Genomic DNA, 15,942 nt, shown 5'->3' with positions numbered 1-15,942 from the left:
TTCTCCCCTTGAGGGGAGTCAGAGGGGTGTATAAACAGTGGCCATGCAATAAGTACTGTCGAACTGGAAAAATAGGCCCCCCTCCTTGGATAAGGAGGAGCAGGGGTGGTTGGCCCCGGGGCTGTGAACATAAAAAACGCCTCCTGACCTATGAAGTAGCCAAGAGCCGATCACTTCCGCACCACCCACGTTGTCATACCCCGTTCCTGCTCTACCAATACCGTCTTCAAGGGCTCCAGGCGTTTCAGTCTTAGTTCTTTCTCCAAGTCGGTTACCAGGATTTCATCTGCCAGAAACCATATCGGCCCATGTGACATCCTGTAATATCTGCCTTCTACCTGTTGCAGTATACCTTCCAGTCCGATGGTGGTGCTGAACCTGCAGAAAAGCATACCCCCCGGTTTCAGTACCCGCACCAGTTCCTGTACCATACTTCTGAAATGGGATTCTCCCCTTGCAAAATGCAGCACGGCACTGCAGAGCACCACATCAAACATCGAATCTGGGTAGGGGAGTGCAGCCAGGTCTGCTACCGTAAAGTTATCCGGCGGTAACTGAGGTGCAACCCGGGAAGCCAGATGCTTTACCTGCGCAATAGCCTCCGGTGAGCTGTCAGCTCCGTATACTTTTAGGCCGGCCTGCATCAGGTAGCGAATGTTCCGCCCGTCCCCGCAACCGGCGTCGAGCAGCGTCATGCCATCCTGAATACGGCCTTTCAGGAGTTGGTCAAAGAGGTAGATGTCGATGTTGCCGAACAGGTCAGGAAGCGCTGAAAGAGGGGGAGATTGCATGATTTCAGATTTTATTGAAAGGCCGGACAGCTGCCATCAAAAGCAGCACGCAGGCTAATTTATGCTGCTTTGGCTATATTTTTCGGATAATTTTTCGGATTATTGAACACAGACTAAAAATACTATACATACTATGAATACTTCAGCAGTACCTGCACAAACCTTGCATGCCAACCTGTCGGTGAGCGAGTTCATCGAGAAGTACGCCACGCACCCGGTTTACACGCCTCCCCGCGGGCCACAACTGCACGCCAGAAACTGGCAGACAGAGGCGGCGCTGCGCATGTTCCTCAACAACCTGACCGACGAAGTAGCCGAAGATCCGAAGCGACTGGTGGTATACGGAGGTATCGGTCAGGCGGCCCGTACGCCGGAAGATGCCCGCAAGATCATTGAAGTGCTGCTGACCCTGGAGGAGGATGAAAGCTTGCTGGTGCAGTCGGGCAAACCTGTAGGAAAAGTTCGCACACATGCCGAAGCCCCGCGCGTACTGATCGCCAACAGCAACCTGGTGCCGCATTGGGCTACCTGGGAGCATTTCAACGAGCTGCGCGCGCGCGGCCTGATGATGTACGGACAAATGACTGCAGGCAGCTGGATCTACATCGGGACACAAGGTATACTGCAGGGAACATACGAGACCTTTGCTGCCTGCGGAAGAATCCACTTCAACGATGACCTGCGCCACAAGCTGCTGGTAACGGGCGGTCTGGGAGGTATGGGTGGCGCACAGCCACTGGCCGCTACCATTGCCGGAGCTACTTTCCTGGGAGTAGACGTGGATCCGGAGCGAATCCAAAAGCGCCTCGACAGCCGTTACATCGACAAGATGACGCACGACTACGAAGAAGCAAAACGCTGGGCGCTGGAGGCCAAAGAAAAAGGGGACGCCATTTCGATCGGCCTTGTGGGCGACATAGGGGATGTGCTCGAAAAGCTGATCCAGGACAACATCACCCCGGAAATACTCACCGACCAGACTTCGGCCCACGACCCGATCAATGGTTATGTGCCCAATGGTATGACCTTGGAGGAGGCAAAAGCACTGCGTGAAAGTGATCCGCAGGCATACAAGGAGCGCTCCCTCAAGAGTATGGCCCGCCATGTGGGCTTTATGCTGGAACTACAGCGCCGTGGCAGCCGCACCTTCGACTATGGCAACAACCTGCGCGAGTTTGCCCAACAGGGCGGTGAGAAAAACACCTTCTCCATACCAGGTTTTGTGCCCGAATACATGCGCCCGCTTTTCTGCGAAGGCAAAGGTCCTTTCCGCTGGGCGGCCTTGTCCGGTGACCCGCAGGATATCAAAGTGACAGATGAAGCGCTGAAGGAGCTTTTCCCGGAGAACACGCACATGATCAACTGGCTGGAGCAGGCCGAGGAGAAAGTAGCCTTCCAGGGATTGCCGTGCCGGATCTGCTGGCTGGGTATGGGCGAGCGCGAAAAAGCGGGCCTGCTGTTCAACCGGCTGGTACGCGAAGGCAAAGTAAAAGCGCCGATCGTGATCGGCCGTGACCACCTGGACTGCGGTTCCGTAGCTTCGCCCTACCGCGAAACCGAAGGTATGCTGGACGGATCGGATGCCGTCTCTGACTGGCCCTTGCTGAACCTGATGTCCAACACAGCGGGTGGAGCTACCTGGGTGTCGTTCCACCATGGGGGTGGCGTAGGGATTGGTTATTCCCAGCATGCCGGTATGGTCGTAGTGGCCGATGGCTCTGAACGTGCCGACCGTTGCCTGAGCCGCGTGCTCTACAACGATCCGGCGATGGGTATTTTCCGGCACGCGGATGCCGGGTATGAAACGGCTCAGGAGAACGCAGAGAAGTTTGGATTGAAACTATGAAACCAATAGACAATGAGCATACGCTGATCGGGCCATTCTGCCAGGTCGTGACGATGGCAGCTCTGCCGGAAGCAGGTCCTATAGCCGACGAACAGCTGCAGGTATTGCATAATGCAGGCGTACTGATGCAGGGTGAACGGATTGTGCAGGTGGGCGACTATACCATGTTGTTGAAAATAGCATCTGATAACAGTTATGCTCTGGAGAAGGTAGACCAGCCGATGGTACTGCTGCCCGGCCTCGTCGATGCCCATACCCACATCTGCTATGCCGGCTCCCGGGCCAATGACTATGCCATGCGGGTAGCCGGAAAATCCTACCTGGAGATTGCTCGAAGCGGAGGAGGTATACTGGATAGCGTACGAAAAACCAGGGAAGCCCCCCTGGTCGAACTGGTCGACCTGCTCAGGAAGCGTTGTGACCGTCACCTGGCCGAAGGAGTAACTACCTGTGAGGTAAAAAGCGGCTATGGGCTGACGGTGGAGGCCGAGCTGAAAATGCTGGAAGCCATCCAACTGGTCAACAAGCACCATGCGCTCGAACTTATACCTACCTGCCTGGCGGCGCACATGCGCCCGCCGGAGCATTCGGACTCCCGGCTATACCTGCAGCATGTGCTGAAGGACTTGCTGCCACAAGTGCAGGAGCGAGGGCTGGCCAGCCGGGTGGATATCTTTATTGAAGATACAGCCTTCACGGAGAAAGAAGCCCTGGAGTACCTCCTGGCTGCCCGGGAAATGGGCTTTGATATTACCGTACACGCCGATCAGTTCAGCACAGGAGGTAGCCGTGTAGCCGCCGAAGCGGGCGCCATCAGTGCCGACCACCTGGAGGCGAGCGGGGACGCAGAGATCGCGCTGCTCAAAGATGCCGGCGTGGTGGCAACTGTACTGCCGGGTGCTTCGCTCGGGCTCGGCATGCACTATGCGCCTGCCCGTGATATGCTGGATGGCGGCCTCTGCCTGGCCATTGCCACAGACTGGAATCCGGGTTCTGCTCCGATGGGGGATTTGTTGCTGCAGGCCGCTTTGCTGGGTGCCGCCGAAAAACTGACCATGGCGGAAACGCTGGCTGCCATTACCACCCGTGCTGCACGAGCCCTGAACCTTACAGACCGGGGCACGGTGGAGAAGGGACAACTGGCCGATATGATCGCCTTCCCGACAGATTCTTACAAAGAAATCCTCTACTACCAGGGCAAACTGAAACCAACCGTTGTCTGGAAACGGGGCAAGAAATTGGAGCAAAGCATCCGGGTAAAGCCCGAGCAACAGGACCCAATCAGCTAAGGAAAGCTTTACGTTACGATCAACCCATTCCCATGTATAAACCAACAGAAGCCGGTACCTGGAAAGGACGCACAGATGCCGGAGACGGCGAAGAAGGCAAGCGCTGGCATCAGGGCATTCAACTCCTTCCTTTAAGTGAGGCAACTGAACCCGCCCGGGCAGAACAGGCCATTGCGCTGCTGGGTTTTTGCTGCGATGAGGGCGTGCGCCGCAACCAGGGCAGGGAAGGGGCCGTCGAGGGACCAGCCGCCTTACGGCAAGCCATGGCTTCGTTTGCCTGGCATCTGGATGAAGACGTTCAATTGTTCGATGCCGGAGACGTGTTTTGCACGAACCAAAACCTGGAAGAAGCACAACGGCAGTTAGGCAAAAAAGTACACACGCTGCTCACCAATACCTATAAAACTATCCTCCTGGGCGGCGGACACGAAACAGCGTACGGCCACTTCCTGGGTATACAGCAGGCGCTCCCCCAAGAGCAACAGCTGGGCATCATCAACTTCGATGCGCACTTTGACTTGAGAAGCTATGAGAAACAGGGCAGTTCCGGCACTCCTTTCCTCCAGATAGCCGACGATCTGCAGGCAGTAGGAAGGGATTTCAATTACCTGTGCCTGGGTATACAGCAATACGGCAATACCCAAAAGCTCTTTCACACGGCAGCTTCTTATGGCGCCGACTATGTATTTGCGCCTGCCCTGCAGGTGTTCAACTATGAGGCGCTACGCGAGCGGCTGCAACAGTTTATTACCCTGGTGGATGTGCTCTATGTGAGCATTGACCTGGATGTGTTTGCGGCAGCCTATGCACCCGGCGTCAGCGCTCCCGCGGCCCTGGGCGTGCAGCCTGAAGTAGTGCTGCTGCTGTTGCAGGAGATCATTGGCAGCGGTAAGCTGCTGACCCTTGATATAGTGGAACTCAACCCGAAACTCGACATAGATAACCGTACTGCCAGACTGGGTGCATCGCTGCTCTACCATGTTGTGCAGCAGTGGAGCCAGGTATAGACGAAAAAAAGCCCTGCCAAAGTACGGCAGGGCTTTTCCTTGAACAGGTTGATTGCTACACTTACCTCCCGATCTTGAACCTGGTCCAGTAAGTCGTGTCCGGCGTTTTTACTTCGACCAGGTACGTATCGGGCTTTAGTTTTCCGAGATCGAAGCGCCAGGCTTTTTCATTTTTGGCGATGCTCACAGGCTTATGGTAGACTATTTTTCCAGCTTTGTTTTTAATTTCCAGGGATACGCGACCACCCGGTTATCGTAGAAAGTAGGTACATACAGCATTTGCTGCTCTTCGGAATAACTGATGTCGGCTGCACTTATTTTCTTTCCTTTTGTATCCAGCGCTTTCCATTTTTTGCCTTCCTGGTTCACGTAGTATACCTCCCCGTTCCAGTTGGATACCAGGTAGCCTTCCGTACCTACCCGGGTGATGCCGTCAGCGGAGTCGATGTCGTCGGTCCATTCGGTGAATTCCTTGGAATCGGTATCCAGAAAACGGACTTTGCCAGTGTTGAAAGAAGCTACGATCAGGCGGTCGTTGTCATAGAGCAGGCCGTTTGGCTTTTCGCGCCGGGTGTCGTCGAGCCAGTTGGTAACACGGCCGTTGCGCAGCAGGTAGATCCGGCCTCTTTCTGAGTCGGAGACATATACATTGCCGTCGTCATCGGCCGTTACATCGTTGAGATTCTGTGCTTTTTCGGCTTTGAAACGGGACAGGATCGAGCCGGTCTGGGTCGCAATGGCCACGATTTCGTCCAGGTCGGCTACGTAAAGCACGTTGTTGTGCAGGGCCAATCCTTTGGGGTCGTTGAGGCCGGAAACCCAGTAGAGCTGTTCCACTTCCCCTTCAGGGGATAGCCGCGATATAAAACCATCCCCATCTTTCCGGTCTTTGCTCGACCCGTTCATGTTGGAGACATACAGCACATTTCGTTCCCGGTCAAAGAGCACGGATTCCGGGGTGCGGAGCGTGTTGTCACTGGCCCAGGCCTCCTTGAGTGTAACAGGAGCGTACGCTTTGAAAAGTCCGCCGCTGCAGCCCTGTAGCAGCAGAAGGGACAGGAGAAAGGCAGAGTAAAATGGTATCGTACGCATAGCTTAATTTTGGTTCATCTTACCTCTTTACGCTATATCGCTATACCTGTTTATTTAATCTGCTTCGAGTCCCAGTTTCTGGAGCGTACGCTGCCGCGATACCTTACCGGTAGCGGTCTCCGTGAAGGCCGGGCTGTAGTAGATGTCTTTTGGCATTTCGAACTTCCGGACCAGCGTACGCAGCTTATCCAGCATTTGCTGTTCTGTTTCTTCCGGCAACTTTTTGCCTTCCAGCACCAGGATCACTTTCTCTCCCAGCAACTCATCGGGTTGTGAGGCTACAAAGAAGCGCGGATTTTCTTCCAGGCCAGCCAGCGCTTCCGACACGGCTACTTCCACGACTTCTACCTGTACTTTCACACCGCCGGTATTGATGGTATTATCGGCACGGCCGATCCAGCGGAAACGGGTAGGCGTCAGGATCTCGACGATATCATTGGTAACCAGCGTCTCATTTTCGGTGATGTCTGCCTTGATGGTGAGGCAACCCCGGTTATCCTGCCCGATGGTGACGCCATCCAGTGTCTCGTAATATTCAGCTGCTTTGGGCCCGTTGAGCAGGCGGAGCGCGATATGCGAGGCCGTTTCCGTCATGCCATAGGTATGGTATACGGGGGCTGTGATCTGCTGTAATTCGCGTTGCAGTGAAAAGCTGATCGGAGCACCCCCTACCAGGATGGCTTTCATTTTATTAAACGTCTCTACAGCATGCGGCATTTCGTGTAGAATTGTCTGGAGTTGCATCGGCACAAAGGATGTGAAGTCGATCGGCTGCCCTTCCGGCACCAGTACCATCGGATTGCTGATAGGCTCTACAATGATCATTTCCATATCGGCCAGCAAGCCTCGCACCAGCATCATCATACCGGCTATATACTCATTATTCAGGCAGGCCAGCATGTGGTCGCCTTTGGAGAGCTGCAGCAGCCTGACGGTGCGCCGTGCACTAATCTCCATTTGCCTGCGTGAGAGCGTGATCAGTTTTGGTTCTCCGGTTGAGCCGGAGGTCTGGATCGGATATTCCTGTACGCCATTGAGCCAATCGCGGCAGAACTCCAGGGTTTTGGCTTCATATCCGTTCAGGGGAATGCTGTTGCGGAAGGAATAAGTGGCTATTTCGTCGTAATAGAATTTTTTGCCGTTCAGGAGAAGGAACCTCTCAGTCATAGTTTAAAGCATTAGCAGGTGCCAGCAGTATACTGTAACCTGTAGGTTGAATTCTGTTGATTTTCATACGTGCGCAGGTATGCTTTGACGCAAACGAGCCTGAAAAAGACCGAGCAGAAGTAGGCTTTACTTCTGCTCGGTCTTTTTGGTATGTATGAATCTGTCCAATTTGTTGTTTTAAAGCTACCTGCCATGCAAAGAAGAACAGGTATCGTTCCGCTGTAAAATTACGACTTGCAGGGGATTGTTACCAGTCGTGTGCAATAATTTCGGGTTATTGAGCTGAATATGTTGGTTAAAGCACGCGCAGAACGGTCCGGCAGCGGTATAGCCACTACATCAGAAGACGCCACAGGTGCCTGGATCAGTAGAGCCAGTCCCGCTTGGGTTTACGGATCAGGTGGTCAACAGACAGCTTTCCGGATCCCCAGATGAGGAAGAAGATCAGCAAAAACAGCACAATAAGAGAGGACCACAATTCGGTATTCTCAGAATAAAAGCCCCGCTGCGGGTTGATGAAAAACACGGCGCCCAGCAGGATCGGCAACTGGAACAGCACCGAGGCCCGGGTAATGAGCCCCATGGCAATGAACAAGCCCCCCACCAGGTGCACAAAAGCGACATAATGTGCTATACCCAGAGATACCCAATGAAACTGGCTGTTCCGTATGATGTTCTGCAGTGCGTGGGTATCCTGTATGAACATTATGCCTTTCATGAAAATGAATATACCCAGTGCCATACGAATAAAGTCTATCCAGACCGGATGATGTGCATCAGCCCAGTGCTCTACCCGGTTCATATCTTGCGTTAAGTTCATGGCAGTTTTGGTTTGGTTTAACAATCTGTTGTACAATTGATTAAACGAATTATTCTACAGGTTGGATGAAGGATAGGAGTATAATTGCAGGCAGGAGTGCATGGAAGAGGCCGGGCTGATGGGCGGAGTAATTTTGAACATAAAGAGCAGCAGCGCTGCTGCTCTTTATGTGAGGGCAGGAAATTTTAGGTAAGCAAGTAGAAAATCTGTGCTAATAGGCTACCGCTAGTAACCCTTGCGCGGTGGCTTGCGGCAGGAAATGGTAGTTGAAGCTTTAATTGTGGTTAACACTGAATCAGAATGCCTGGAGCAAAGCCTGCTTGTAACCGGAAAAAGCGGCTGCATTGGTTTTGCTATCGGTAAAAACCTCCAGTATACCTGCACCGGCGTCGGCTGCGAAGAAGGCGGGAAGAGCCTGCTCCAGTTCCTCCATCGAGCTGCAGCAGATATAGCGCAGGCCGAAGTCAAGGGCTGTGTTGCGGGCATCCAGTTCCTGGCGGGTTTCAAAATATTCCTCCAGTTCGGGCTGCTTCCGGGGCCCGTCGATCAGTCTGAAAATACCGCCGGCGTGGTTGTTGATGATCACGATGCGCAGGTTGCCAGGGAGGTAATTGTGCCACAGGCCGTTGCGGTCATAGAAAAAGGCCATGTCGCCGGTGAGCAGGGTGGTAATGTGCGGGCTGGTAAGGGCGCAACCAACGGTGGTACTGGTGCTGCCATCGATGCCGCTGGTGCCCCGGTTGGCATAAACGGTTACTTCCTTTTCAGCAGGGAGCCCCACAATATTGGCATAGCGCACCGCCATGCTGTTGGCCAGGTGCAGGTTGCTTTTTTGAGGGAGTTGCGCCAGCACCCGCGCTACGACGCTCAGTTCGCTGTAGGGGGCTGTGTCGGTATACTGCGTCAAAAAAGTAGCGGCCTTGTTTTCCAGTCCGGACCATGCCTTGACAAAGGCTGGTTCCTGGCGGGTGCTTCCGGCCATGGAATGGAAAAAGCTAACGGGCGTGCAGCGGATAACTTTCGTGAGCGACTGAAAGGTATCGGCTACCTGTCCGGCAGGTTGCAGATGCCAGTGCGCCCTGGGTTTGTACTGGCGCAGGTATAGCTTCAGGCTTTTGGAAATCACTGACTTTCCGAATGTGATGAGCAGATCCGGCTGCAGGGATTTCATTTTCTCCTCATCGGGGCAGGCCAGTATAGCGTCCTGGTGGCGCACCACATTAGAAAGCGGCTGCAGGTTGCTGATCACATCTCCCACGACCACCGCACCCGTTGACCCAACAAAGGTCCGGAGGCATTTAAGCAGTTGCGGATCCTGTTTTTCCTGCCCGGCTACGAGCAATACCCGTTTGTAGTACAGCATTTCCTGCTGAAGCTTCAGCGCCTGGTAAGAGCTGAGCTCATGCAGATTCTGCTCTTCCTCTATCACTTTTACGCGTTTCCCGAAGGTTATTTCCTCCTCGGCGGCAGGGTAAAAGGGCTCACGCAGCGGCACGTTGATGTGCACCGGGCCGGCAGGAAAAGCACTGGCATCGTTGAGGGCTTCCGATACAAGCCGTTCGGTATACCAGATAGCATCCGGGTGCGACAGGTCCACCGGGAAATCAAAGCTTCGCTTGATGTGGCGGCCGAATACCTGCTGCTGGCGGATGGTTTGCCCGTCCAGTTGGTCGATCCATTCCGGGGGACGGTCAGCGGTGAGTACCAGAAGCGGTACCTGCTGAAAAAAAGCTTCGGCTACAGCAGGAGCATAGTTGAGAGAGGCGGTGCCGGAAGTACAAACCAGTACGGTTGGTTTGCCCGTTGTCAGTGCCATGCCCAGTGCTATAAAAGCAGCGGCCCGTTCATCGCTTACGGTGCGAACCTTCAGTTCCGGATGCCGGGCAAAGGCTATGGTAAGCGGCGCACAGCGGGATCCGGGCGATAGCACCACGTTTTTCACTCCCTTCCGGGCACAAATCTCGGCTATGTTGACAACTGGCTGAAGGATCATTTTTTGATTTTGAATGAGTGATGGTTGAATGAGTGAATTTTTTACTTCGGTGACCTGCTATTCGTAAAGTTCGTTGCTATAGATATTATGAATTAAGCCTTCCAAGAATGGTTAAATTTTGAATTTATAATTCACTATCAGAATTCATAACTTTCAAAATTCACTCATCCACTCATTCGCTCATTCAAAACTAAAAATCCGACAGGATTTTCAATATGGTTTGCATTTTGTGTCCTGTTTCCAGCCACTCTTTTTCTGGGGAGGAATCCCCGGTGATACCGGCTCCTGCGTATAGTACGGCTGCGTCGGGTAAGAGCTGCATGCAACGCAGGTTTACGAACAGGTATGTTCCGGCCGGGCTGTTTACCGGTCCCAGGAAGCCACTGAAATAGCTCCGGTCATAGCCTTCGTTGGATTGTATAAATTCCAGCGCCGGCTCTTTAGGAAGTCCGCAAACTGCCGAGGTCGGATGCAGCAGCTGCAGCATATCAGAGCCCAGTGTCGGGAAATCCACTTCTTTCAGATCTACCTTGTAATCGGTGCGCAGGTGCATCAGGTTACCGGCTATCACGGTGCGGGGGCCCACTTCCGTATACTCCCGCAGGCGTAGCTTTTTAAAGCAACTGAGAATATAGCGCTCCACCATACCTTGTTCCTCAATTTCTTTTTGCCGCCAGATCGCATTGGCGGTGGAGCCATCCTCGCAGAGCGGTTGTGTGCCGGCCAGCGCAACGGTCTTGAACACCTGTTGCTGGTCTACACTGACCAGTATTTCGGGCGATGCCCCCATCCAGGTACCCGTTTGCGGCAGCGACACCAGCGATACGAACGCATTCGGATAAGACACCAGCATTTTCTCGTAAGCCTTCGCCAGTGTAAAAGTTTCGGGCAGCGCCACCTTGTTACTGCGCGACAGCACGACCTTCTCCATAGCTTCTGCTGTGATCAGGTCTATGGCCAGGCTCACGGCAGCCTTGAACGTTTCTTCCGTCCGGTCACTTTTCGTAGAAAGTGGGGCTGCAGTATGCCAGGGCGCCATCCGATCCTGCTGCCTGTTGTGCAGCAACTGGTAGAAGGCCTCTACTGCTTCCTGGGGTGCATCCGGTGCAGAACGGAGCGAGCCTGTAAGAGAGGAGAAACTCAGGTCGGCTTTTACAAATAAATTCGGATGCGTTACATTGACCTGAAAAGGGCAGAAGAGAAACCCGAAAGCACTGTTCTCCAGGGAGGGCACTTCCTGTGTGGCCAGCGGTTGAAAGGAGACACAAAGCTGCACTTCGGTTTGGAGCGGCAGCCGCCAGGCAGCCACGGGCAAACCTTGTGCCAGTGCCACTGCCAGTACCTCGTGCCAGGTATAGCGGGGTGCACCCGCATGCTCGAAGGCAACTGATGCCATAGTCATAGGCTTATTTTTTATCGATCACGGCAACGGTCATGCGACTCAGGCAGACCAGTTCACCGGTTTCGTTGGTGATTTTAACTTCCCATACCTGCGTGCTGCGCCCGATGTGCACGGCCGAAGCCCTGCCGTATACCCAGCCTTCGCGTACGCCCCGTATGTGATTGGCATTGATCTCAAGACCCACGCAGGCTTTCTTTGTCAGGTCAACGGAGAGGGCAGCACCGATACTGGCCAGCGTTTCGGCAAGCGCCACGGAAGCCCCGCCATGGAGCAGGCCCATGGGCTGGTGCGTGCGGTGGTCTACCGGCATCTTTCCACACAAAAAGCCTTCGCCATGTTCAGTGAGTTCGATGCCCAGGTGCTCTACCATTGTGTTTTTGCGCCACTGCTGCAGCTTTTCTAACGTAGAATCCATTTTGTGTGGGTTGCAAATGCTAACTTCGCACTCTTGTTGTACAAAGAGGCAAAAGTAGTAGAATTTTGAGTAGTAAGAAAATATACATCATCCGGCACGGACAGACAGACTTCAACCTGCAGGGCATTGTGCAGGGGAGCGGCGTAGACTCTTCCCTGAACCAGCTCGGGCAGCAACAGGCTGCCGCGTTTTTCAAGAAGTATAAAGATATCCCCTTTGACAAGGTATACACCTCCTCGCTGAAACGTAGCATGGAATCGGTGAAAGGCTTCCTGGAGCTGGGTATACCGCACGAGCAGCATAGCGGGCTGAACGAGATAAACTGGGGAACGCGCGAAGGAACCCGCATCACTCCCGAAGAAGATGCCTATTACCATGGTATACTGCAGACCTGGAGCGAAGGCAATACCGGCGTATGCATTGAGGGAGGGGAGAGCCCGGACCTTGTGGCGGAGCGGCAAAAACCCTTTGTGGACCTGATGCTGAGCCGGCCGGAGGAAAAAACTGTCCTTATCTGCATGCACGGACGCGCCATGCGTATCCTGTTGAGCCAGCTGCTGCACTACCCGCTGCGCTGCATGGACCAGTTTGAACACCTGAACCTGTGCCTGTATCAATTGGATTTTACAGGTACTATGTTTGTGGTAAAGAAGTATTGCGATCTGGCTCACCTGAAGGAAGTGCAGGTATAATCGCTCATTACTATCCTCTTGCCAACAAATTGTGTAGTATAGTTTGAATAAAATATTTTTAAATCTAATTTTGGGCCTTATTGATTAGACGATACAGGCGAACAAATAAGACGACAATTATGGCTGAAGTGATACGAATGCCTAAGATGAGCGACACGATGACTGAGGGGGTGATTGCATCTTGGCTTAAGAAAGAAGGCGACAAGGTTAGCTCAGGTGATGTGCTGGCGGAGGTTGAAACCGATAAGGCAACGATGGAGCTGGAATCATACGAAGACGGCACCCTGCTGTACATCGGTCCGAAAAAAGGTGATTCAGTACCAATTGATGCTGTGATTGCAATTATCGGCCAGGAAGGGGAAGATATTTCCGGCCTGCTGAGCGAAGCCGGAAATGGTGGAAAACCAGCTGCCAAAGAAGAACCAAAGAAGGAAACAAAAGAAGCGCCGAAAGAAGAACCGAAAGCAGCTGCCCCGGCTAAAGCGGAAGCGCCTGCTGCCAAAACCACTGTGGACACTTCCAACATCAAAGCATCCGTGATTCGCATGCCGAAGATGAGCGATACGATGACGGAAGGTGTATTGGTATCCTGGCTGAAGAAAGTAGGCGACAAAGTGAGTTCCGGTGACGTGCTGGCTGAAGTCGAGACGGACAAGGCGACCATGGAACTGGAGTCTTACGAAGACGGTACCTTGCTGTACACAGGCGTAGAAGCCGGTGCCTCCGTTGCGGTAGATGCAGTAATCGCCATCATTGGTGACAATGATGCCGACTACAAAACACTTTTGGGTGCACAGGGTGGTACAGTACCTGCCGGTGTGGAAGAACGCTCCCGCGAAGAGAATGCCAAGACAGATGAAAATATAGCGGCTCAGAAAGAAGCCACAACCGAAGCAAGCGTTCAGGAAACGAAAGTGCCTGCTGCCGGTACACAAGAAGAAGAGCTGGTTGCCGAAGGAGGAAATGGCCGCATCAAGGCTTCTCCGCTGGCCAAGAAAGTAGCCAAAGAAAAGGGCTTCAGCTTAGCGCAGATCAAGGGCTCAGGAGAGGGCGGACGTATCGTGCTGCGTGATGTGGAAAGCTTCACACCATCGGCTGCTCCTCAAAAAGCTGCTGCCCCGGCACCGGCTGCTGCACCACAGGCGCAGGCTATACCTGGCGCTCCGGCCGCTGACGCATACGAAGAAGTGAACGTATCGCAAATGCGCAAAGTGATTGCGCGTCGCCTGGCAGAAAGCAAGTTCTCTGCACCACACTTCTACCTGACCATGGAGATTGACATGGACAAGGCGATGGAAGCCCGTGTTTCCATCAACGAAGTGTCGCCGGTGAAGGTGTCGTTCAACGACCTGGTGATCAAAGCGGCCGCTGCGGCGCTGCGTCAACATCCGGCCGTTAACTCCTCGTGGCTGGGTGATAAGATCCGTTACAACAAGCAGATAAACATCGGGGTAGCCGTAGCTGTGGAAGAAGGCCTGCTGGTACCGGTGGTACGCAACGCAGACTTCAAATCGCTTTCTGCGATCGCTGCTGAGGTAAAAGACCTGGGCGGAAAAGCAAAGAGTAAGAAGCTGCAGCCTTCGGATTGGGAAGGCAACACCTTCACAATCTCTAACCTGGGCATGTTCGGTATCGAAGAATTCACGGCCATCATCAACCCGCCGGATGCCTGCATCATGGCGGTGGGCGGTATCAAGCAGACACCTGTGGTACGCGACGGACAGATCCGTATCGGAAACGTGATGAAAGTGACGCTTTCCTGCGATCACCGCGTAGTGGATGGAGCAGTTGGTTCCGCCTTCCTGCAGACCTTCAAGAATCTGTTGGAAAACCCGGTGAGAATACTGGTATAGTTCTTAAATGATAGACGTTAAAAAGGCCTCTTCGGAAACGGAGAGGCCTTTTTGTTTTTAGCAGGTATAGATTCACCTGAATACTTCAGAAGGTATGGGGAGTGCCGTTTATATATAATAACTGTAATACTTAACTACTTCCGTTGATCCTACGTACCTTGTACCGGGTAAGAAAATACTTTCAGCTAAATCCGTTGGGATTTAAAGATGTATCTATTTTTGTTTGCCTTCACTCATTCCAGATTTTCATTATATGAGATTCATCTACTTAGTATGTGCGCTTGCACTCACCTTTACTTTTGGCTGTAACAATCAACCACAAGAAGAACAAGCAAAAGTGATCGAGAAAGAAACCGTAAAAGTTGTAGAGGTGGAGAAGCCTGTACCAGCAGCTACCAAAGTAGAGGTAGAGCATGAAAAAGCAAAAGGGACCTCGATAGAAGTAGGCCCTGAAGGCGGATCGCTTAAGACCAAATCTGTTGACATTAAAATAAACAACTAAACTAGTTTAGTTGCCCTTAACAAAAGAAGCCGGACTTTATAGACCGGCTTCTTTTGTTTAAGGTATGCGCGTATAACAACTGACACCCGGGCCAGGAAATCACTTCCTCAAAGAATAAATTCAAACCCGACTGTGCTGTTCATACCAGGTAACTCCACTAAAACAACAAAGCCGCTCTGTAATGGAGCGGCTTTGTTGTTTTAGGATTGGCTATACCTTACGGAATCCATTTAATGTCCTTGAAGTTTGGCTTGCGCTTTTCGAGGAAAGCGTTCCGGCCTTCTTTTGCTTCGTCGGTCATATAGGCGAGGCGGGTGGCTTCGCCGGCAAATATCTGCTGGCCCACCATGCCGTCGTCCGTGGCGTTGAAGGCGAACTTTAGCATCTTGATAGAAGTAGGGGATTTGGCCAGAATCTCCTGGGCCCAGTCATAGGCAGTATCCTCCAGTTCGTCATGCGGTATTACGGCATTGACCATACCCATCTCATAGGCATCCTGCGCAGAGTAGTTTCTGCCGAGGAAGAAGATCTCACGGGCGCGTTTCTGGCCCACCATTTTGGCCAGGTATGCCGAGCCGTAGCCGCCATCAAAGCTGGTCACATCGGCATCCGTCTGCTTGAAAATGGCATGTTCCTTACTGGCCAGGGTCAGGTCGCATACGGTATGCAGGCTATGCCCGCCACCTACAGCCCAGCCCGGTACCACGGCAATCACGACCTTGGGCATGAAGCGGATCAGGCGTTGTACTTCCAGAATGTTAAGGCGTGGCATACCTTCTTCGTCTACATAGCCTTGGTGGCCACGCGCGTTCTGGTCGCCGCCGCTGCAGAAGGAATAGATGCCGTCTTTTGTGGACGGACCTTCGGCTGACAACAGCACCACGCCGATGGATGTGTCCTCACGTGCGTCGAGGAATGCCTCGAACAGCTCTGCCACGGTTTTGGGGCGGAAAGCATTGCGCACGTTCGGACGGTTGAAAGCAATGCGTGCCACGCCATCTGCTTTTCTATAGGTGATATCGATATATTCTTTTACGGTTACCCAGTTTGCTTTACTCATATCAGTCATTTTG

Annotated in this window: 15 protein-coding genes; 6 read left to right on the top strand and 9 right to left on the bottom strand. The window is 53.0% G+C overall.

Annotated elements, in window-relative coordinates:
* Nucleotides 1-170 precede the first annotated feature (170 nt).
* A complete protein-coding gene (locus OB13_RS12870; RefSeq protein WP_461490573.1) occupies nucleotides 171-791 on the bottom strand; it encodes a class I SAM-dependent methyltransferase in 621 nt (206 codons plus the stop codon).
* 133 nt (nucleotides 792-924) lie between these two features.
* Here OB13_RS12870 and hutU point away from each other — a divergent pair, with 133 nt between their 5' ends.
* Genes hutU through hutG form a run of 3 tightly spaced genes read left to right on the top strand, consistent with a single transcriptional unit; the run spans nucleotide 925 to nucleotide 4,933 of the window.
* Complete coding sequence (hutU, locus tag OB13_RS12865; RefSeq protein ID WP_461490572.1) at nucleotides 925-2,637, top strand: urocanate hydratase; 1,713 nt, start codon at nucleotides 925-927, stop codon at nucleotides 2,635-2,637.
* Nucleotides 2,634-3,926, top strand: coding sequence for an imidazolonepropionase (gene hutI, locus OB13_RS12860; RefSeq protein ID WP_461490571.1), 1,293 nt, complete (start codon nucleotides 2,634-2,636; stop codon nucleotides 3,924-3,926). The genes hutU and hutI overlap by 4 nt, the downstream gene beginning before the upstream one ends.
* Nucleotides 3,927-3,958: 32 nt before the next feature.
* Nucleotides 3,959-4,933, top strand: coding sequence for a formimidoylglutamase (gene hutG / locus OB13_RS12855; protein WP_461490570.1), 975 nt, complete (start codon nucleotides 3,959-3,961; stop codon nucleotides 4,931-4,933).
* 61 nt (nucleotides 4,934-4,994) lie between these two features.
* On the opposite strand, the gene OB13_RS12850 is transcribed toward hutG, so the two are convergent.
* From OB13_RS12850 to OB13_RS12820, 7 genes are all read right to left on the bottom strand, one after another.
* Nucleotides 4,995-5,120 (bottom strand): hypothetical protein, encoded by a 126-nt coding sequence (locus OB13_RS12850; RefSeq protein ID WP_461490569.1) that lies wholly within the window; start codon nucleotides 5,118-5,120, stop codon nucleotides 4,995-4,997.
* Nucleotides 5,121-5,134: 14 nt separating this feature from the next.
* Nucleotides 5,135-6,025, bottom strand: coding sequence for an SMP-30/gluconolactonase/LRE family protein (locus tag OB13_RS12845; RefSeq protein WP_461490568.1), 891 nt, complete (start codon nucleotides 6,023-6,025; stop codon nucleotides 5,135-5,137).
* Between the two features lie 54 nt (nucleotides 6,026-6,079).
* Complete coding sequence (locus OB13_RS12840) at nucleotides 6,080-7,192, bottom strand: AMP-binding protein (protein ID WP_461490567.1); 1,113 nt, start codon at nucleotides 7,190-7,192, stop codon at nucleotides 6,080-6,082.
* Between the two features lie 364 nt (nucleotides 7,193-7,556).
* Nucleotides 7,557-8,012: a DoxX family protein gene (locus tag OB13_RS12835; RefSeq protein WP_461490566.1), complete on the bottom strand. Its 456-nt coding sequence runs from the start codon at nucleotides 8,010-8,012 to the stop codon at nucleotides 7,557-7,559.
* Between the two features lie 295 nt (nucleotides 8,013-8,307).
* Nucleotides 8,308-10,005 carry a 2-succinyl-5-enolpyruvyl-6-hydroxy-3-cyclohexene-1-carboxylic-acid synthase gene (gene menD / locus OB13_RS12830; RefSeq protein WP_461490565.1) on the bottom strand — a complete coding sequence of 566 codons (1,698 nt, stop codon included), beginning with the start codon at nucleotides 10,003-10,005 and terminating at the stop codon, nucleotides 8,308-8,310.
* A gap of 190 nt (nucleotides 10,006-10,195) precedes the next feature.
* Nucleotides 10,196-11,407 carry a chorismate-binding protein gene (locus OB13_RS12825; protein WP_461490564.1) on the bottom strand — a complete coding sequence of 404 codons (1,212 nt, stop codon included), beginning with the start codon at nucleotides 11,405-11,407 and terminating at the stop codon, nucleotides 10,196-10,198.
* Nucleotides 11,408-11,411: 4 nt separating this feature from the next.
* The gene (locus OB13_RS12820) at nucleotides 11,412-11,822 is read right to left on the bottom strand and encodes a PaaI family thioesterase (RefSeq protein ID WP_461490563.1); all 411 of its coding nucleotides are present in this window, start codon (nucleotides 11,820-11,822) and stop codon (nucleotides 11,412-11,414) included.
* A gap of 65 nt (nucleotides 11,823-11,887) precedes the next feature.
* Here OB13_RS12820 and OB13_RS12815 point away from each other — a divergent pair, with 65 nt between their 5' ends.
* From OB13_RS12815 to OB13_RS12805, 3 genes are all read left to right on the top strand, one after another.
* Nucleotides 11,888-12,514: a histidine phosphatase family protein gene (locus tag OB13_RS12815; RefSeq protein WP_461490562.1), complete on the top strand. Its 627-nt coding sequence runs from the start codon at nucleotides 11,888-11,890 to the stop codon at nucleotides 12,512-12,514.
* 119 nt (nucleotides 12,515-12,633) lie between these two features.
* Complete coding sequence (locus OB13_RS12810) at nucleotides 12,634-14,367, top strand: pyruvate dehydrogenase complex dihydrolipoamide acetyltransferase (protein WP_461490561.1); 1,734 nt, start codon at nucleotides 12,634-12,636, stop codon at nucleotides 14,365-14,367.
* A gap of 253 nt (nucleotides 14,368-14,620) precedes the next feature.
* Nucleotides 14,621-14,869 (top strand): hypothetical protein, encoded by a 249-nt coding sequence (locus tag OB13_RS12805; protein ID WP_461490560.1) that lies wholly within the window; start codon nucleotides 14,621-14,623, stop codon nucleotides 14,867-14,869.
* Between the two features lie 217 nt (nucleotides 14,870-15,086).
* Here the strand turns inward: OB13_RS12805 and OB13_RS12800 are convergent, their stop codons facing one another.
* Nucleotides 15,087-15,929, bottom strand: a complete 843-nt coding sequence (locus OB13_RS12800) for a 1,4-dihydroxy-2-naphthoyl-CoA synthase (RefSeq protein WP_461490574.1) — start codon at nucleotides 15,927-15,929, stop codon at nucleotides 15,087-15,089.
* Between the last annotated feature and the right edge of the window lie 13 nt (nucleotides 15,930-15,942).

Source organism: Pontibacter sp. HJ8 (genome assembly GCF_054824225.1).
The sequence above is the reverse complement of the archived record's forward strand: the minus strand, read 5'-3'. Positions and strand labels throughout refer to the sequence as shown.